Source organism: Bifidobacterium sp. M0404, assembly GCF_016101415.1.
GTDB lineage: Bacteria > Actinomycetota > Actinomycetes > Actinomycetales > Bifidobacteriaceae > Bombiscardovia > Bombiscardovia polysaccharolytica.
The window spans coordinates 436,715-456,588 of record NZ_JACFQP010000002.1; the positions used below are offsets into that span (position 1 = coordinate 436,715).

14 protein-coding genes and 1 CRISPR repeat array (1 of these 15 cut by a window edge) are annotated in these 19,874 nt (G+C 49.3%); all 14 genes read left to right on the forward strand.

The window, feature by feature from the left end:
• Positions 1–183 precede the first annotated feature (183 nt).
• The 14 genes from H3T93_RS05990 (at position 184) to cas2 (ending at position 15,972) form a co-directional block, all read left to right on the forward strand.
• Positions 184–675 (forward strand): holo-ACP synthase, encoded by a 492-nt coding sequence (locus tag H3T93_RS05990; RefSeq protein WP_232348698.1) that lies wholly within the window; start codon positions 184–186, stop codon positions 673–675.
• A gap of 391 nt (positions 676–1,066) precedes the next feature.
• Positions 1,067–2,320 (forward strand): ABC transporter substrate-binding protein, encoded by a 1,254-nt coding sequence (locus H3T93_RS05995; protein WP_144178368.1) that lies wholly within the window; start codon positions 1,067–1,069, stop codon positions 2,318–2,320.
• 100 nt (positions 2,321–2,420) lie between these two features.
• Complete coding sequence (locus tag H3T93_RS06000) at positions 2,421–3,377, forward strand: carbohydrate ABC transporter permease (protein WP_144178369.1); 957 nt, start codon at positions 2,421–2,423, stop codon at positions 3,375–3,377.
• Positions 3,374–4,207, forward strand: coding sequence for a carbohydrate ABC transporter permease (locus H3T93_RS06005; RefSeq protein WP_144178370.1), 834 nt, complete (start codon positions 3,374–3,376; stop codon positions 4,205–4,207). Before H3T93_RS06000 ends, H3T93_RS06005 begins: the two co-directional genes overlap by 4 nt.
• Positions 4,208–4,301: 94 nt before the next feature.
• Positions 4,302–6,563, forward strand: coding sequence for a beta-galactosidase (locus H3T93_RS06010; protein WP_144178371.1), 2,262 nt, complete (start codon positions 4,302–4,304; stop codon positions 6,561–6,563).
• Between the two features lie 100 nt (positions 6,564–6,663).
• Positions 6,664–7,536 carry an AraC family transcriptional regulator gene (locus tag H3T93_RS06015; RefSeq protein WP_144178373.1) on the forward strand — a complete coding sequence of 291 codons (873 nt, stop codon included), beginning with the start codon at positions 6,664–6,666 and terminating at the stop codon, positions 7,534–7,536.
• A 524-nt stretch (positions 7,537–8,060) separates the two neighbouring features.
• Complete coding sequence (locus H3T93_RS06020) at positions 8,061–8,309, forward strand: hypothetical protein (protein WP_144178375.1); 249 nt, start codon at positions 8,061–8,063, stop codon at positions 8,307–8,309.
• Between the two features lie 22 nt (positions 8,310–8,331).
• On the forward strand, positions 8,332–10,440 hold the full coding sequence (gene cas3 / locus H3T93_RS06025) for a CRISPR-associated helicase Cas3' (protein ID WP_186363984.1): 2,109 nt from the start codon (positions 8,332–8,334) through the stop codon (positions 10,438–10,440).
• A 24-nt stretch (positions 10,441–10,464) separates the two neighbouring features.
• Positions 10,465–11,133, forward strand: coding sequence for a type I-C CRISPR-associated protein Cas5c (cas5c, locus tag H3T93_RS06030; protein WP_144178379.1), 669 nt, complete (start codon positions 10,465–10,467; stop codon positions 11,131–11,133).
• Positions 11,130–12,941: a type I-C CRISPR-associated protein Cas8c/Csd1 gene (cas8c, locus tag H3T93_RS06035; RefSeq protein WP_144178381.1), complete on the forward strand. Its 1,812-nt coding sequence runs from the start codon at positions 11,130–11,132 to the stop codon at positions 12,939–12,941. Before cas5c ends, cas8c begins: the two co-directional genes overlap by 4 nt.
• Positions 12,934–13,866 carry a type I-C CRISPR-associated protein Cas7/Csd2 gene (gene cas7c / locus H3T93_RS06040; RefSeq protein WP_144178383.1) on the forward strand — a complete coding sequence of 311 codons (933 nt, stop codon included), beginning with the start codon at positions 12,934–12,936 and terminating at the stop codon, positions 13,864–13,866. The genes cas8c and cas7c overlap by 8 nt, the downstream gene beginning before the upstream one ends.
• A gap of 10 nt (positions 13,867–13,876) precedes the next feature.
• Positions 13,877–14,578 carry a CRISPR-associated protein Cas4 gene (gene cas4 / locus H3T93_RS06045; RefSeq protein ID WP_232348699.1) on the forward strand — a complete coding sequence of 234 codons (702 nt, stop codon included), beginning with the start codon at positions 13,877–13,879 and terminating at the stop codon, positions 14,576–14,578.
• Between the two features lie 59 nt (positions 14,579–14,637).
• Positions 14,638–15,669: a type I-C CRISPR-associated endonuclease Cas1c gene (cas1c, locus tag H3T93_RS06050; protein ID WP_144178385.1), complete on the forward strand. Its 1,032-nt coding sequence runs from the start codon at positions 14,638–14,640 to the stop codon at positions 15,667–15,669.
• A 12-nt stretch (positions 15,670–15,681) separates the two neighbouring features.
• Positions 15,682–15,972 (forward strand): CRISPR-associated endonuclease Cas2, encoded by a 291-nt coding sequence (gene cas2, locus H3T93_RS06055; RefSeq protein ID WP_046323348.1) that lies wholly within the window; start codon positions 15,682–15,684, stop codon positions 15,970–15,972.
• A gap of 444 nt (positions 15,973–16,416) precedes the next feature.
• A CRISPR array of direct repeats spans positions 16,417–19,874; the repeat unit is 32 nt; unit sequence GTCGCTCCCTTCACGGGAGCGCGGATTGAAAT; it runs 3,278 nt beyond the window's last position.

Sequence of the window (19,874 nt, forward strand, 5' to 3'; positions counted from 1 at the left end):
GGATGGTAGTGGCTACAGAGCTGCCCAACAGCGTCATGCCAGCGTTGTGACTCCTGCTGCTAATATGGCGAAATCTTCTTTATCCCCCTGCAGTCGTTCGCTCAGGAACTTAGCTATCAATGACACAGCGGGGGGGGGTGCGGAATCCTCAATTTCCGACCGGATGATTTGCTGCAGTGACCGATGAGGGGCATACTCGGGCCTATGGATGATGCCGGGTTTGGACAAGTGCTGGGGTTGGGACATGACCTGGTCGACCTGAAGGAGTTCGGCCGGCAGCTGGCTATGCCTGGCACACGTATGACAAGCTTGTTCTCGCCTCGGGAGCGGCGGCAGGCCCAGCAGCGGGCCCTGCTCAAGCATGACGACACGGCGGCGCACTTGGCCGTGCGCTGGGCCGGCAAGGAGTCGGTGCTCAAGGCATGGTCGCAGGCGCTGGGACCTGAGCCATCGCCCTATGGATTGGATGATTTCCCCTGGAGCGGGGTGGAGATCCTGGACGACGGCCGGGGTCGGCCGAGTATCAATCTAGAATCCTCTGTGGAAGCCAGGCTTTACGATTCCTTGCCTCTGACCGGTGGTCAGGTCAATCGAGTACAGTTATGCTGGCGTATCGCTCTAAGCCATGATGGACCGGTGGCTTCGGCGGTCGTACTTTTGTGCAGGTGTGTCTGAATCTGAACCATTCGGAATCGACTAATCAGCACATAGGGTTCTGATCATGGTGAAGGTTGTACTGTCTGACCACAGTCATTTATAAGGCATATTGGCCAGTTTGATGAAGAATCAACAACCTAGATATTTATGAGTGGCTTTGATTGGCATAGCTACGAAGAGTCTACCTATATAATTCATGGACAATCGAGATGAAATTTTATTCTGCTTTAGAAAAATTGACATGATATAGAAAAAATGACAACTGAATATATGCCGCAACTATGCCGATTTGCATGCTTAATGTCATTAGTGCATAATGAAAACCGACAATAGTAGAAACGACCAAGACATGATGACTTCATGGCCTGGCCGTGCCTCGGGCATTGCCTCTTACCAAGGAGGGTAAGTGATGATGAAACGCAGTATGAAAGCTCTGGCAGTAATAGGGGCGGCGGCGTTGCTGTTCCCACTGGCGGCATGCGGAGCCGGGTCAACGAGCAGCGGGAAGGAGATCACTTTCTTCGCCAACAATACTAAGGAAGCCTATAAGCCTGTGTTGGATGGCTTTGCCAAGGCTAACCCAGATATCAAAATCAAATTCACCACCACCAACGGAGCACAAGCTGGTTATCAACAAACCTTGCAGACCCGTATCTCAGGAGGGCAGTTGGCAGATGTGTTCGTGGCGCCTCCAGAACAACTGTCTGTGCTCGTCAAAAACAAAGTTGTTAAGGATTTGACCAATGAGTCCTTTATGAAGAATATCGGTGACACCAACAAGCAGCAATCGACGGTCGACGGAAAGATATGGTCTATGTCGACCACAGCATGGTCGAATGCCTTTGCCTATAACAAGGATCTCCTGCGCAAGGCTGGGTATGACAATATTCCTGAGACATGGGATGAGTTTTTGGTTATGCTCAAGAAGCTAAAAGATGCAGGAGTCCAAAAGCCCTACCTTGAGCCTAAGTCAGGTCTAGGTGCTCCGGTGGAGGCTTGGATCGGCAATGATTCCTCTGGGCAATCTAAGACCATAGATCAACAAATCGGCGATCATGAAAGCAGCTTTGCGGATTCCTATACCAAGTACTACGAGCAATGGCAAAAGCTCTTTGCTCAGGATGTCATGAGTTCGGATGTGACTGGTCTGGGTGATGATCAGGTGCGTTCAGAATTCGCCTCCGGACGTTTGGCCGTCATGCCTTCGGGCTACTGGGATGTCAAGCCATTTAAGCAGGCTGGAATCAATTTTGCCTTCGGGCGCATTCCCATGCTGCATAAAGGTGACGAATCTTGGGCCCCAGGATCTGCTGATTCCGGATATGCCATCAATGCCAAGATCAGCGGCGACAAGCTCACCTCTGCTGAAAAGTTCCTGACCTATCTTGCTTCTGATCAGGGCCTCAAGGCCATACAGGATGGTGCAGGATTAATCCCTTCGACTAAGACCTTCACGGCTGCCATCGATCCGACTTTCAAAGAACCCTACGATTTGTATTTTAAGACCGGCCATGTCTATCTGAATAGTCTTGGATGGCCAGTCACTGGACGTTCCACTCTGCGAGGCGAAACATACTCACAGCTGCAGAAGGTTGCTCTTGGGCAGATTACCCCGGCCGCAGCTGCCAAGAATCTGGATGCCAAGCTCAAAACTCTCTCTTGAAATTCCATGATGAAATCACTGGCCGGTCTGCCCACAATTGGGCAGACCTGGCTGATCAACCTCTTACTAATGCAATTGAAAAAATGAAGGAAGCGTCGTCATGACTGCAGTTGCCAGGTCGGTTTCTCCGGCTTATCAGGCTGATGAGGAGAGGCATAGAAGGGAACGAAAAAAGCGCAATCTGGCGGATAATCTTGTATCCCTGCGATTTCTGCTTCCCCTCTTGGCTGTATATATTGTCATCATTCTCATTCCCTTTTTCCAGAGTCTGGTTTTCAGCTTCACTGATTATGGAGGATATGATTTCGCCCTGGCTAAGTTCGTGGGTCTGGCCAACTATCGAATGATTTTCCAGGATCAAACGCTGCTTGCTGGTCTGGGATTCACCCTTGTTTATACCGTTCTGACCACAGCTTTTACCACGGTACTGGCTCTTCCACTGGCAGTTATCCTCAACCGGCAGTTCTTTGGTAGAAACTTTGCTCGCTCGCTGTTCTTCTTCCTCTCCGTGCCATCTATGGTTGTGCTCGGTCTGGTTTGGCAGTATATCTTTTCTCCACTGGGCAATGGCGCTGTTAATATGGTGCTTGGAAAGATGGGTATCGATCCGGTTCCATGGCTCAGTGATTCGAAGCTGGCATGCTTCTGCATCATTTTCATTGCTGTCTGGGCTCAGACTGGTTGGCATGCCACCCTCTATCTGGCTTACCTACAGGCCGTTCCGGCAGATCTTTACGAGCAGGCATCGGTTGATGGTGCCTCTGGATTTCAGCAGTTCGTACATGTCACACTGCCGCAGATGGTGCCGGCCATCAGCGTATCTGTTTTTATGCTGCTCACTGGTGGCCTGAAAGTGTACGACCTGCCATTCGCCCTAACAGGAGGAGGGCCTGGAAACGCGACTTATACGGTGACACAATCCATTATTGTCACCGGCATTGGATCAGGCAGGTATGGTGTGGGTTCGGCCTTGGGAGTTCTGTTCTTCATCTGCTGTCTGTTGCTAGTCGCCTTGCAGCAGCTATTGTCCCGCTTGTTTGAAAAGAGGCTGTCATGACAATCACGAGGCGCAGACGAATTCGCACAACAATACTGTCGGTTGTGGTCATAGCCCTGGCGCTTATTTGTGCTTCACCGCTCTATGTCGTCATCGTCAACACTTTCAAGTCTTCCGGCGAGATGATGTCGAATCCCTTTGGCCTACCCTCGAAGTTTTCTCTTGAAAATTACCGACATGCCTTCGAGAGTCTGCCTATTTTCAGGGCGTTGGCGAACACGGTCATCGTGACGGTGGCCGGCGTGGCATTGCAAGTCATCATCGGTGCTTTGGCCGCCTATGGCATGGTTCAAAAGCGCAGTAGATTCACGGCCGGCATCGGTGCATTCCTACTTCTCTCCTTTGTGCTGCCGGGGCAGACTCTGCTCATCCCGCAGTATAAGATGGAAGCCGGCTTAGGCTTGGTGGATACCTTGACTGGCCTGGTTGTGCTGTACTTGGCCGGCTCCACTTTCTGCTACTTCCTTGTGGTGCAGTACATGATGAAACTGCCTCAGGAGTTATTTGAAGCCGCACGCATCGACGGTGCGGGACCCTTGCGGATATTCTGGCAGATTGTACTGCCACTGATCCGGCCAATACTGATTACGGTGATTGTTTTTCAGACCATGGGGACATGGAATGATTTCATGACACCCAACATCTACATTTCATCACCGGAAAAGCAGACCATCGTGCTGCAGGTGTTCACTGCTATGGGTCAGTTCACCACTAACTGGCCTCTCTTCATGACCATTACCACTATCGCCTTGATACCGGTCTTCATCTTCTTCATCCTCTGTCAGAAGTGGATAGTGGCGGGCTTGGTCGCCGGTTCAGTTAAGGAATAGGCAGGAATGATTCCCTGGCTTCATTTGACAATGAGCAGGTGGGTTCGGGGATTAAGGAATACAAAAGGACACAAAATTAGGAACGGGGACCTGAATGACCATTAACATCAATCTGAGAGCCACAAGCTCAAAGAAACATCATGATCTGCCCATCACCGTCCAAGGAGACGATGTAGATTCTCAAGGCAAACACATAGCCATCAATGATTACTTTATAAGCATGGATGGCAAACCTTGGTACGGGGTATGCGGGGAGTTCCACTACTCACGGGTAGATGCAGACCGGTGGGACGAGGAACTGGCCAAGATGGCCATGAACGGCATCAACATTGTGTCGACATACGTTTTCTGGAATCACCATGAGGAGCGTGAGGGGCATTGGAATTTTACGGGTAATAGGAATCTGCGTGAATTTGTTCGTCTCTGCGCTCGCAATCACTTGTACGTCATTGTTCGTCTTGGCCCCTTTGCCCATGGTGAGGCACGCAATGGCGGACTGCCGGATTGGCTCTATGGAAAGCCGTATGATGTCAGATCACTGGATCCTGGATTCCTGGCAGCGGTACGCGATCTCTATAATCATGAAGCCGAGCAGTTACGAGGCCTTTACTATGCTGATGGTGGACCGATTATTGCCGCTCAGCTCGACAATGAATATATGCATTCGGCAGCACCCTGGGAATTGACCACGGGGGTTTCCAATGAGTGGATACCCGGAGGTCATGATGGCGAGGCCTATCTGCAGGCGCTGCGTACTATGGCGACACAGGCGGGTATCCGTGTGCCGTTCTTTACTTCCACGGGGTGGGGAGGTTCACCTGTGCCTTCAGATGTACTGCCCCTTTGGGGAGGATATGCTTATCGTCCTTGGCTTTTCTATGCTCATGGTGGTGAGCATCCTAAGACAGATGAGTATCTCTACCGGAATTACCATGCCGATGACTGCAAGCGAACAGAGGAATTCGATCCTGCGTATCCGCCTTCCTCGCTTCCCTATGCCTGTTGCGAGATGGGAGGCGGGATGTTTTCGTCCTATCGCTACCGGTTCCAGCTGCCGATGAAATCAGTAGATGCCATGGCCAACATCAAATTGGGGTCTGGATGCAACATGCTTGGGTATTACATGTTTCATGGTGGAACCAATCCCCAGGGGGACGGGATCTATCTCAATGAGAGCCAGACCCCGAAGCGATCCTATGACTTCCAGGCGGCGATCGGTCAATATGGCCAGGTCCGTGAATCCTGTAAAAGACTGAAGACTATTCATAGTCTGGTTCAGGATTTTTCTGAGCAGATTACCCCTCTTGAGGTTTATCTGCCATCGGGCCAGGACTGTATAGATCCGGCTGATTCTGACTCTTTACGTTGGAGTCTTCGTACGGATGGACTTCGTGGATTTGTCTTTCTTAACAATTTTCAGGACCATGCCGAGATGAATCCTCAGAAGAATCAAAGCATTGCATTGACTTTGGCGGATGGGCGGCGGTTGACCATTGATGGCATCGGTCTGGAGGATCAGGAGAACTGTATCCTGCCCTTTAATATGGACCTGGACGGGATCACACTTGTGTGTGCAACTGTGCAGCCGGTAGCGCGGCTGCTGCCTCGTAGCGGGAATCGACCGACCTTTGTGTTCATGAAACCGGATGGCATGTCTCGTTATTACATGCGCTTCCAAGAGGGCGCAGTCATGTCAGAAGAAGTTGATGCCGATGCGCAGCGGCAATTGATCACCGTTACCTGTGGGGACAAGGCCATCGATGTTGTAGTGGTTAATAGGAATCAGTCGAACGCCATGTATGTGGTCGATCATGACAGTCTTGTCTTTGTGGATGACGACTCAAATCTGTTCATGTCAAGTCCAGGAAGCGCGGTGCTGGAGTCGTCGAGTGCTCACCCTGTTATCGAGTCGTGGCCACCTTTTTCAGCAGTGCTCAATTCGGAACCTGTGGCTTTGCCACATCAGGATGTTCGAGTCGATGAGGCCGGTACTATGAAGTACATCCTGCATTTGCCATCTCTGGCAATGGATGCATTAGGACACCATGGGGTTACGGATATGCTGTTGCGTATCCGGTATTCCGGTGATATCGCCTGGCTTTGGGCTGGGTCGACTCTATTGGATGATAACTTTGCCAATGGTTCCACCTGGGAGGTGGGGCTCAGGGACTATCGACGAGAGTTGCGGGACAATGACAATACCTTGGTGCTTGGTCTGACTCCACTGAAAAAGGGATCTTTTGTCAACGTGGATTCGGCAATGGCTGCCCGTACTGAACAGGTGGAGCTTACAGTTGGCAGGCTTATCTCAGTTGAGCTGACTCCTATTTATGCCTATGAGCTTCAGATAAGGTGATTCTTGCGTGGTAAAGGTTGTGTCAGTTAGCGGTGTCTATTGGTATTGCGCTCGTCTGCTGTCGCAGGGTTAGGATGAACGGGTATAGGGACATCTCAGTGTGACGGGCGAGGGAGGCGGGTTTTTGGATTCTGCGGAAAAGCACATCTGGGGCGGTAGTTTCGACTATTACACCTATACTCCTAGCCTCAATGCTAAGAAAGTTTTGCTTTATCCTCTGGAAACCGGGTTTTTCCATATGCTCGACGGTCATTGCACCGAGCGTGACACTTATCCCAGTTTTCAAATCATGTATTTGAAATCGGGCGAGCTCACACTGCGTACCAATGCTATGCAGGGCGTTGCCCATGGTGGTCAGTTTGTACTTTTGGATTGTTACCAATACCATCGCTACCAGTCTGTGGGGCCGACAGAGATGCTTTGGATGCATTTCGATGGTCAGGCGGCCCGGTTTTATTATCAGCAGATAATTGCCAAGCGAGGGTCGATCTTCGCTCTGGAGCAGGATGAAAAGGCATTGCACCCGCTAAAGACCATTTACAACATATTTCGGTCCGGCACCTATTTATCCGAAACAATGCTTGCGAAATATGTGACCGACATTCTGACCTGGTTCGTTGATGCGCCTGTGGGGCAGGGTGACGTTGACAGGAGTAGCCATGACATTCAAATGGTGATGACCTATATTGCCAATCATCTGGATGAGCCCCTCGATCTTCATCAGCTTGCCGCTATGACTGGCCTGGGGGAGCGCAGCTTCATTAGGGTATTCAAAAAGGCAACCGGTTATACGCCTCATGCCTATGTTATGGACGCGCGCATCAATTCGGCTCGGAGCATGCTCAGCAATTCCTCCAAGCCTGTCGAGCAGATAGCTCTGAATTGCGGGTATTCCAAGTTATCAGTCTTTTGCAGCGCTTTTAAGTCCAAAGTGGGTATGTCTCCTATGGAGTACCGTCGCCGTACTTTGTAGATGATGGATGAATCTATGACCGCGCCAAGTAGATATAGCAGTAGCAAGGAATATTATGAAAATACGTGGAGTGTAACGTGTACTATTGGGACCAAACAATTTAAGGGCTTGTTTGGATTACGGTTGGCTTATGCAGTAGATTCAAAACCGCGCAATTTACCAATATAAACGCAAGTATCTATACGCGAACTAAAAAGTTTGTTGCTGTCTCTCTCATAAAAAGAGTAAGGCAAAATCTGTCGATGGGTCTGTTCAGATCACTATTCATAAGTCTCTGTATTAGCAACATTTAAGTTATAAGGATAGTGATTTATAGAGGTATTAGGAACAATGATGATCAAGTCATCTGGTATTGTCCTGCTTCTTTATAAAATATACTTTAGGGACCTGTACGAGGGAGAATAGGTTTATGGTTGAGACTTGGTTATTTTGTTGGCGAGCAGTTGTTGTACATACTTCCGAATCAGATTGAATTCTATCGATAAAGTCAATTATAAATACTGTTTTGATATGGATGTGGCTTGATGGCAAAAGAAGAAGAAACATTTGACCAGTATTTGGCTCGATCCTCTGAGGATCATGGATTTGAAGTATGCGTCCAACATTTAGTAATGACAGGCTGTCTTGATGCCGCTTTTTCTAGTCAGTTGGGTCCTGAAATGTACAACCAAGATGAAGCAATGATGGGATTGTGCACAGGCTTGCTCCATGACATTGGTAAGTATTCAAACGAATTCCAACATATGATAAGAGCAGCCAACGATGACGAGTAGAGTTAACCATTCTTCCTGTGGCATGAAAGAGGCCTATCGTTTAGGTCTGCAGGAAGCTGAGTTTGCTATAGCAGGGCATCATACTGGTTTGCCCGATGGCGGAAATCCACAAACGGATACTGATCAATCTCCAACACTAATGGGGAGAATTAAGCGAATCAGCCCTGATGCTTCTCATTGGAAGGACGAGATTACTCCTCCAACAGTCAGTCCTATATTACGAAAAGAATCCTTCTTTTCCGCAATGATGCGAATAAGAATGCATGAGTCGACCTTAGTGGATGCCGATCGATTGGATGCCGAGTTTTTTGTCAACGGCAAAGTTGAACGCAATGAATCACCGTTTCTCGAGCAACTCTTGCAGGTTCTTGGGCCTGGTAGGCTAGCTTCTTCAATCATGCCGTCAACTGAAGAGCTTATTACTCGCAGTAGGTCATTAGCTAGGAAAATAAGGATCAGCCAGGAGCAACAGATTGCAGATTTGTCTAAGATCATGGAAAACCGTGCTCGAAAGTTGTTGTCCGGCCCAGTCACGACCTCGTTGAATGCAAAACGTAACGCCATTCTGAAGAACTGTCTTGCTCATGGTGCCGATCAGAAGTGGGAACCAGGGCTATATACACTGACGGCGCCAACCGGTAGCGGGAAGACAGATTCCTCATTAACGTTTGCACTTGAGCACGCCAAAACTCATCATTTGGCAAGAGTCATTTACGTAGTTCCTTATACTTCGATTATTGATCAGACGGTCAAGGAATTTGAAAAGTTGCTCGGCGCTGAAGTAGTTTTGCCGCATTATGCAGATGCTGATTTTCAGTTGAAGGAGGAGAAAGAACTCAATACTGTTGATTTGCATCGAAGTTTTGCTGCTGAAAACTGGAACATGCCGATTATCGTTACTACGGCTGTCCAATTCTTCGAAAGTCTGTTTGCTAACAAAGCATCTAAGTTGAGGAAAATCCATAATATTGCCAATTCGGTCGTCATCTTTGATGAAGCACAAACGCTACCTGTCTCATATTTAAGACCTTGCGTTCAAGCTATTGCTGAGTTAGTCGATCATTACCGTATGAGTGCAGTGTTGTGTACGGCTACCCAGCCGGCTCTGTATGAGCTCTTTGCACAGGCACTGGGACGATCGGATTTGATAATTCCTGAAATTGCGCCGCTTAATGAACAAGAGCGCTCTCAGTTCAGACGCAACCGAATCGTAGTTGATGGTCAGATGACTTTGGCTCACTTGGTTGCAGAAGTTAACCATCATGATCAGGTTCTCTGTGTTGTTAATACCCGCAAAGAGGCCCAATACGTGGCACAGGCTGTTCGGAAAACACATAGTGATGATGGAACCTTTTGCTTAACCACATTGCAGTGTGCTTATGATCGTCAGCGGCTGCTCAAAAAGATTCGTAAACGACTTCATCATAGGGTGCCATGTAGAGTTATATCTACATCTCTGATCGAAGCGGGGGTAGATGTAGATTTTCCCGTGGCTTATCGTGAACAGGCTGGCCTAGATTCGATTCTGCAAACTGCAGGTCGTTGTAATAGGGAAGGACGCAACGATTCCAATTCATGCTTGGTGCATGTATTTGCTACCGATGAGGGTCGGGTTTCTTTCCTGGCTCAGAATGTAGCGGCTTTCAATGCTGTTTATCGCCAAACCAAAGACCTCGCCTCTCAAGAAGCGATCCATTTATATTTCACGAATTTATTGACCATGTATGGTGAGGAAGCATTAGATAGCAATCATATTTTAGAGGCTCATGAGGAGGGAATAGATGGATGCCTTATGCCTTTTGCTGCTATTGCAAATTCCTTTAAACTGATAGATACTCAAACCAAACCGGTTTATGTACCGCTAAACCAAGAAGCCGAAAAGCTTTGTGCTCTCCTTGCTGATCCGCAAAATTATACAAGAAAACTATTCAGGGTACTTGGCCAGTACGCAGTAAATCTCTGGCCTGGATCAATAGTGAAATTAAAAGAAGCCGGCAAGTTGCTTCCTTTGGCCAGTTCTACAGACTCCGATGTCGCAGCCTTTGTGCTTACTGATATGAGCATTTACGATAGTTTTACCGGATTGGTTGTCAGCGAGGACCCGGTGCCACAAAACGGCTTGTTTGGTTAGCTCAATGAAGTAGATGGGAGTTCAATGACGATACAACTTGAGGTTTGGGGCCCGTACGCTCTCTTCACCAGACCAGAAATGAAAGTCGAGAGGGTGTCATATGACGTAATGACTCCCTCTGCCGCACGTGGTATTCTTGATGCAGTTTTCTGGCATCCTGGAATGGTTTGGCGAGTAGACAGAATCGTGGTAATGAGGCCCATAAAATTTACCAATATTCGCCGAAATGAGGTAATGGATACTATTTCTGCCAGGAACGTCGAGTCAATGATTCTGAGACCGTCGAGAAAAAATCGTGAGAAGTTGGCGATATATACTTCGGAATCGATTGCACAGCGTTCTTCCATTATCTTGAAAGACGTGAAATATGTGATAGAAGCTCATTTTGATATGACCCCAAAGGCCAAAGATGGAGACACGCCTGCGAAATTTATTAGCGAATTCAACAGACGTGCTAATAAGGGTCAGTACTATCACCATCCGTACTTCGGCACCAGGGAATTTCCTGCAGAGTTTCGTCTTTGGCATAGCAACAGCGGCAAGCCGCAAGGGTTTGAGCAGGGTCGTAGGGATCTGGGCTACATGTTGTATGACTTGGATTACTCGGATTGTGCCAATCCACAGCCAGTATTTTTTAGAGCAGAGTTACTCGATGGTGTGCTCAATACAGCGAATGTGCAGGTGACCGCATGATTGGCGAATTAATAAATATCTATGAACGATTTCAGAGAGATGGCAAAGCGCCAAAGTATGGATATAGCGTAGAAAATGTTTCTTACGGGCTTGATATCGATGAAGCTGGGCATGTCATAAACCTTATTCCATTCGGAAAGTTAGTTAGTAACAACTTTCGCATGAGGATGGAAGTGCCTATGCATGCTTCAAATACGAGTGGTATAAAAGCAAGTTTTCTTTGCGCTAAAGCTCCATATCTGCTTGGAGAGGATGCTAAGGGAGAGTCGGAAAGAGCTCTTAAGGAATTCGAAGCTGCTAAAGAATACCATAAAAATATCATTATCCATCCTATTGATCAGGCTTCGAAGGCAGTGCTTGCCTTCTTCGCTCTTCCACCACAAGCTGGAATTGTCAAAGAACTGGTCGGAAAAGAAGCATGGAATAAGGTCGTCAACTCGCGATTAGTAATTTGTCTCGGCGATAGGCCATTAACGCGGAATTCAGTTTTACGGCATTTTTGGGAAACTTGGTACGAGCAAAGAAAAAATGATGAGGAGGGCGATGAGTCATCCATAAAGCCAATGCAGAGCATGGTAACGGGGAAAACGGTGATTCCTGCATTGACGCATCCATTAATCAAAGGTGTGCCTGGAACGAAGCCCAGTGGAGCTGCACTAGTTTCGTTCAATAAAAAAGCTTTCTGTTCTTACAACAAAAAACAGGATACGAATGCTCCTATGAGCGGATATGAGGCCTTCGCATATTCAACTGCGCTGAATATCATGCTACATGATAGGCAATATTGCAAAACCGTCAATAAAAATTCATTGACTATTCTATGTTGGGCTGAGTCCGGTGAGGTGCAGTATTCGACCCAACTGTTTACTAGTCTTTATGCTGATTCCAGTGTCGATCAGAAAACGTTGCTAAGAACAATTAGCGAGTTAGCTGAAGGGAGACCTGTTGTCTATGACGGAATAAATCTAAATCCTGGTGAGCACTTTTATATTCTTGGTTTGGTGCCCAATGCCGCAAGATTATCAGTATCATTCTTTTTGAAAGATACCTTCGGACGCTTTATGCAAAACGTACATAAGCATTATGCGGATTTGGACATTGTACGACCGCAGTACGATGATAGAACCACATTGCCTGTATGGTCGTTGCTGGCTCAAACACAGCCTAGAACGACAAATAGGCAGGCAAGTGCTGAGGTCTCTTCAAGCCTCATTGATGAACTGTTTCGCTCTATACTCCTCGGTACTTCTTATCCGACTTCTTTACTAAATATGATACAAATTCGCATCGCTGCTGAGCACAGGGTGAATCGAGATAAGGCAGCAATAATTAAGGCTTATTATCTTCGCCACGCCAACAGCGCATGCCCAAAGGAGGTTCTACAAGTGTCTCTCAATGAAAAAAGCAACGATGTGCCTTATGTTCTAGGACGATTGTTTGCTCTATATGAGGAAATACAGTATAAAGCAAACATAAATCAAGCAAACCTAAAGCATAAAATCAACACAACTATTGTTGATCAATATTTTACAAATGCATCTATCATGCCTGCGGTTGTCTTTCCTCGTCTGGGAGATTTGGCTAACAAGCATTTGCATAAGTTGCCAGTTGCTTTAAGAAACTATTATATCACTCAGATCAAAAACCTCATGGTGAGAATCGGCAAGAGCTTCCCGACAAGACTATCGCTCCCTGAACAAGGTGCTTTCCAACTCGGATATTATTTCCAGACCCAAGAACGTTATAGCGGTGATAAGAAAATACAAGATAAGAAGATTGACCAGGAAGAAGGACCAGCATATGAGTGAGCAGACCGACAAGGCTATTCGCAACAGGTATGATTTCTCTATTCTTTACGATGTTGAGAACGGCAATCCCAATGGAGATCCGGAATCAGGCAATATGCCACGAACCGATAGTGAGACCGGTCTGGGAATCGTTACTGACGTGTGCCTGAAGAGGAAGATCCGTAACTATGTGCAGCTGATCAATGGCGATAAGTCACCTTGGCGCATTTACATTAAGCAGCAGGTTCCACTTAACCGCCTGGATGCTGAGGCTTTAGACAAATACGGGATCAGCGTGGATTCTGATACGAAGAAGTTCAGGGAGAAGGTAAAGAAAGCAAAAAAAGAAAATGGGGAGCTCGACCGACTGATTCTCGACTACATGTGCTCCAATTTCTTTGATATCAGGACCTTTGGCGCAGTGATGACTACCTTCATGAGGGGTGGGTTATCTTGCGGCCAAGTGCGAGGTCCGGTTCAACTGGGGTTTTCGCAGTCCATCGATCCGATTTTCCCTCAGTCGGTTACCATAACCAGAATGGCAATAACCACGGAGGAGGATCAGGAAGACAAAAACAACACGATGGGTAACAAGTCCATCGTCCCCTATGGTTTATACCGTGCTGATGGCTATGTGAATGCCAAGCTTGCACAAAAGACCACCGGATTTAGCGAGGAAGACCTGGCTATGCTTTGGCAGGCCATTCTCAATATGTTCGAGTTTGATCATTCTGCAGCTAGGGGCAAGATGGCCGTTCGCAAGCTCTACGTCTTCAAGCACAGCAACGATCTTGGCGATGCTCCCTCCTATAAGCTGTTCGATAGCATTCATGTGGCACATAAGCCTGAGGTTGAGACACCGCGCAGCTTCTCGGATTACGATGTGACCGTCGATACTTCAGCTATTCCGCAGTCGGTCGAACTGACTGAAATGGTGGATGGCTGAGAATACTGCAATGATTGATAATTCCATGGACTTGTCCATGGCCACAGGGCCGGCCGAATATCCTGAGGATGAATGGCTGGCCCTGTCTGGCATTCAGCATTTTGAGTTCTGCAAGCGCCAATGGGCATTGATTCACATAGAGGAGCAATGGCGTGACAACACCAGAACATATGCAGGAGACTTCGAACACCGACGTGCTCACGACTACCACGCTTCTGAAAAACGCGGCGACACCTTGATACTGCGCGATCTGCGCGTATTCTCCAGAAGGTTAGGAGTTGTCGGCGATTGTGACATTGTCGAATTTCACGCGGCTCAGGATGGGGTTTCGTTGACAGGCAGAAGAGGGCGGTGGAAACCCTATCCTATTGAGTACAAGCATGGTTCCAGCAAGGTCAATAATGCTGATCGTTTGCAATTGTGCGGCGAAGCCATGTGCTTGGAAGAAATGCTCTCCTGCAGCATAGGACAGGGAGCATTGTTCTATCAGCGGACCAAGCGCCGTGAAGTGGTTGAACTCAACAATGAACTTCGCGCTCAGGTGGCCGATGATCTGGCGGAGATGCGGGACCTTTATCGACGAGGCCATACTCCAAAGGTGAAGCCGAAAACGGGTTGCCGGTCATGCTCATTGAAGGATATCTGCCTGCCTGAACTTGTGCATAAGTCTTCTGCTGCTGACTACATTCGAAAGACCTTGAAAGAGTTGTAGGGGTAACTTGGACAATGAGACTTTATTGAGGAATAGAACCAGAGGGAAGCGATGATCTATTGAGACAGATGTTGAATACCCTGTTTGTCACTACAGAGGATGCCTACCTTTCCCTGGAGCAAGAGAACGTCGTGGTGAATGAGGGAGACCAAGTCATGGGACGGATACCCCTTCGTGCCTTAGAGTCTATTCTTTGCTTCAGCTACAAGGGTGCTTCGCCAGCCTTGCTGGGTAAGTGTAATGAATTTGGAGTCTCGTTCGCCTTCTACTCCCCTCAGGGCAAGTACTACGGGTCAGTGCTTGGAGAAGCTAACAGAAATGTGCTTTTGCGACGCCGTCAGTATCACATGGCCGATGACGATAATGAGGTCTGTTCGATTGCAGCCTCATTCGTCATGGGCAAGATATTCAATGCGCGACAGGTGCTGGAGCGTGCTACCCGAGACCACGCCTTACGGATCAATGTGCCTCGTGTGAAAAAACAGAGTGCCCGCCTGTTGGCAGCCTTGCAGGAATTGGACAGCTGCCTAACGCCAGATTCGGTTCGTGGTGTGGAGGGGGAGGCCGCGAAGTGCTACTTTTATGCCTTTGATGATCTTATCCTTACGAATAAGGATGATTTCTACTTCGAGCAGCGCAGCCGGAGGCCACCGATGGATAGAATGAATGCCCTGCTCTCATTTATCTATGTGCTACTTTCCGGAGATTGTCGTTCCGCACTGCAAGGTGTCGGCCTTGATCCTTATGTCGGGTTCTTGCATACAGACAGGCCAGGTAGATCTTCTCTGGCCTTGGATCTTGTTGAGGAATTGCGTCCAATCTTTGCGGATCGGCTAGCTTTGTCTCTGGTCAACACCCATGCGGTTAAGGCTGAAGATTTTGAGGTTCGAGAGAACGGAGGAACCTATCTTAACGACAAGGGGAGGAAGCAGGTGCTTTCAGCCTGGCAGAAGCGCAAGAATGAGCAAATCATGCACCCTTTTCTTAAGGAGAAAGTGCCATGGGGGTTGGTGCCCTATGTGCAGGCATTATTGCTGGCTAGATATATACGTGGGGATATGGATGCCTATCCGCCAATGTTTTGGAAGTAGGGTGAAGAAATAATGATGGTGGTTGTTGCCTATGATGTCGACACCTGTGAGGCGGCCGGCCGGAGACGGTTGCGGCAGGTCGGCCATGAGTGCATGAAGTTTGGGCAGCGTGTGCAAAATAGCGTGTTCGAATGTGTGGTAACTCCCGCCGACCGTGAGTTGTTAAAACAGCGGCTGATGACGTTGATCAATCCTCAGGAAGACAGCTTGATCTTGTATGACCTGGGTGCCAGATACTCGCGCAGAATCCATTACTACGGGGTGAGGCGTCATATCCCTGTTGACCAAGTGATGATGCTATAGAGTTATGTGTCTTTGTTGTACTGTTTTGTTTTAGCCACGGAAATTAGACGATAGCTAAGTGGCTGGTGTAATTCTGTAAACGGTGCAGTATGTTGACTACTGTTGTGGATCATCGTTGGCGCGAAACGCTAGCAATCATGTATTCACCTGATCCTTCGCGCCGCAAATCTTTACTTCAGGACGATATACGGTCTTAATCTCGCATTTTTTTTTGAGCTGAGTTCTTTTCACATTTCAAATCAGAGGCTATTTATACGAAGGAAGCTAGAATTTTAGTGAATCGAATGAACAGTTGTTTGATAACTGAATAGTGATGTTATCAACTTGAAGTATCATCTCAATTGCTCGACTATGAACAGGAGCTGGGTACCTAGTTTGGGCTGTTGGGAGTCGTCAGCCATTAAAAGCTGATCATATATTGGTCATCGGATGTATCATTGTGCTGTCGCTCCCTTCACGGGAGCGCGGATTGAAATAATTTGAACTTGACCGGATAACTGGCGGGTTGGGGTCGCTCCCTTCACGGGAGCGCGGATTGAAATTCCGCATAGATCCTCCATCCGGACTCCCTGGTCGTCGCTCCCTTCACGGGAGCGCGGATTGAAATAATTATGACCTGTGGGGTTTCCACAGAACTCTTTGTCGCTCCCTTCACGGGAGCGCGGATTGAAATTCGGCCACAAACTGCCAGTATCCGGCGGTGTTTTGTCGCTCCCTTCACGGGAGCGCGGATTGAAATCAGAAAATATCCTCACCGTAGGTACCAAATCCTTGTCGCTCCCTTCACGGGAGCGCGGATTGAAATACTGTAATAATCCTCTTTATCGAGGATGGTTAATGTCGCTCCCTTCACGGGAGCGCGGATTGAAATCTCGCGGGATTGTCAAAAACACATGTTGAGCGGTTGTCGCTCCCTTCACGGGAGCGCGGATTGAAATTTCGATTCCGATTCAGCCATGGCCGCATTCATGAGGTCGCTCCCTTCACGGGAGCGCGGATTGAAATCGAACCATGGCGTTTCAAAGCGCACAGGGGTACGGTCGCTCCCTTCACGGGAGCGCGGATTGAAATCGATAGGTTCTCACCACTGGGGGTCGGCCTTGTCGTCGCTCCCTTCACGGGAGCGCGGATTGAAATCTGCTCCGGTATCGAAGTGGCCGAGCAAAAGCGCGTCGCTCCCTTCACGGGAGCGCGGATTGAAATCACTAGTCCGGCTGCTATCTGAGTCTGTGGCGCTGTCGCTCCCTTCACGGGAGCGCGGATTGAAATCGTTGGATACGGCACCACTTATGCCATCCCATATAGTCGCTCCCTTCACGGGAGCGCGGATTGAAATATCGTGATGTCGTCGCGGTCGGTGACTTTTGCCCGTCGCTCCCTTCACGGGAGCGCGGATTGAAATTAGCTCGGATCGGGCGTGCTCATTGAGGGTCTCTTGTCGCTCCCTTCACGGGAGCGCGGATTGAAATGACGATTTTGCAAACTATCTCTGGGCGCACCCGAGTCGCTCCCTTCACGGGAGCGCGGATTGAAATTGCCCGGGCTCGGCATAAAACCACTGCCGATTAGGTCGCTCCCTTCACGGGAGCGCGGATTGAAATATCGCCAGGAACGCCGCCCGCATCCCTATGAAGGTCGCTCCCTTCACGGGAGCGCGGATTGAAATTGTCATCTCTCGCGGGTCGGGTACAGTGGTGCAAGGTCGCTCCCTTCACGGGAGCGCGGATTGAAATCGCTCAGTAGTCGATGATTCTGCCGAGACCCAAGTCGCTCCCTTCACGGGAGCGCGGATTGAAATAGCAGTTTAACGACGCCGTTGTCAATTTGGATAAGTCGCTCCCTTCACGGGAGCGCGGATTGAAATATCGCTCGCAGCTCACGCTGCGCGTACGCGAGATCGTCGCTCCCTTCACGGGAGCGCGGATTGAAATACGCCGGAGGAAGCGGAGTACGCCGTGCAGCATCTTGTCGCTCCCTTCACGGGAGCGCGGATTGAAATTCCGTGGAGATCTGCATGTAGATCATGGGCTTGGGTCGCTCCCTTCACGGGAGCGCGGATTGAAATCGCAACGTGTGCGACGGCTACAACACGCTGTTTTGTCGCTCCCTTCACGGGAGCGCGGATTGAAATATACGTGGGCAAGCAGGAGCGGGGCATCTTGATCGTCGCTCCCTTCACGGGAGCGCGGATTGAAATGGTGGTCTGGCAAGAGGACGCGCCAAAATGCACTTGTCGCTCCCTTCACGGGAGCGCGGATTGAAATATCGGCAAAGGTATTAACATAGTCCTTGCCATCGGTCGCTCCCTTCACGGGAGCGCGGATTGAAATAGCAAGATCAAAGATCATGCGACGGTGGGTTGGAACGTCGCTCCCTTCACGGGAGCGCGGATTGAAATCAAATGGCCGCCAAGGCGGTCAAACTCTACCAGAGTCGCTCCCTTCACGGGAGCGCGGATTGAAATTGATACTCTCTGGCGCATAGTATGAGCGTCGGATAGTCGCTCCCTTCACGGGAGCGCGGATTGAAATGACTGCCCGGAGGTCGAGATGGCCCCCGAATGGGGTCGCTCCCTTCACGGGAGCGCGGATTGAAATCCCTTGACTCATTACATTTTAGGTGCATCAATCGGGTCGCTCCCTTCACGGGAGCGCGGATTGAAATACAGATTGGACTGATTGGCAGGTCTATGATTCTTGTCGCTCCCTTCACGGGAGCGCGGATTGAAATCCTATGATCCATCCAAATTGACCATAGAAACATAAGGTCGCTCCCTTCACGGGAGCGCGGATTGAAATTTTGCGATTCAGCCGTATAACACATGCAAAGTGGTCGCTCCCTTCACGGGAGCGCGGATTGAAATTGGATGCCTTGCAGATAGTGGGCGAGCGCGCAATAGTCGCTCCCTTCACGGGAGCGCGGATTGAAATACATTGCCCACCACACCGACAACCATGCACTGCACGTCGCTCCCTTCACGGGAGCGCGGATTGAAATGATTGTCTGCCATACGCTGGTGATGACTGTGATGAGTCGCTCCCTTCACGGGAGCGCGGATTGAAATATCGCGTTATACAAATCCATCTGGTTGGCTTTGTCGTCGCTCCCTTCACGGGAGCGCGGATTGAAATTTGATACTGCCCCAGACCCCTGAGAAGAAATCACCGTCGCTCCCTTCACGGGAGCGCGGATTGAAATATCCTTGAACAGCCTGACAAGTTCGTCCATCGAATGTCGCTCCCTTCACGGGAGCGCGGATTGAAATTTGCTGTATCTGCTGTGCTGGCTGACTCATGACGGTCGCTCCCTTCACGGGAGCGCGGATTGAAATAATGGGTTGGAATGCTGGAAGGGCATGTGGCGGCAGTCGCTCCCTTCACGGGAGCGCGGATTGAAATGTGTCGAACTTGACGATCCGCAGCCTGGGGGTCATGTCGCTCCCTTCACGGGAGCGCGGATTGAAATGATCAAGCACTCAAATACTTAAAGGATCATCGCGGTCGCTCCCTTCACGGGAGCGCGGATTGAAATTTGCCAACGTGGCCGATTCCACGGCGTTCGTACGTGTCGCTCCCTTCACGGGAGCGCGGATTGAAATAGTTCCATAGCACGTGACCCCGGTATTCAAGTGGGTCGCTCCCTTCACGGGAGCGCGGATTGAAATTTGAGCGGGTTGAAGTCCGGCGGGGTGTTGAACAGTCGCTCCCTTCACGGGAGCGCGGATTGAAATACCGCCATCATCCAACTCCTTACTTGTGGGGCGAGTCGCTCCCTTCACGGGAGCGCGGATTGAAATCGCGTGCTGGCCCCTGGCGGCGTGCTGATCTTCAGTCGCTCCCTTCACGGGAGCGCGGATTGAAATCGGTTGTATACATGGTCGTCGGCGTGTGAAGCGTGTCGCT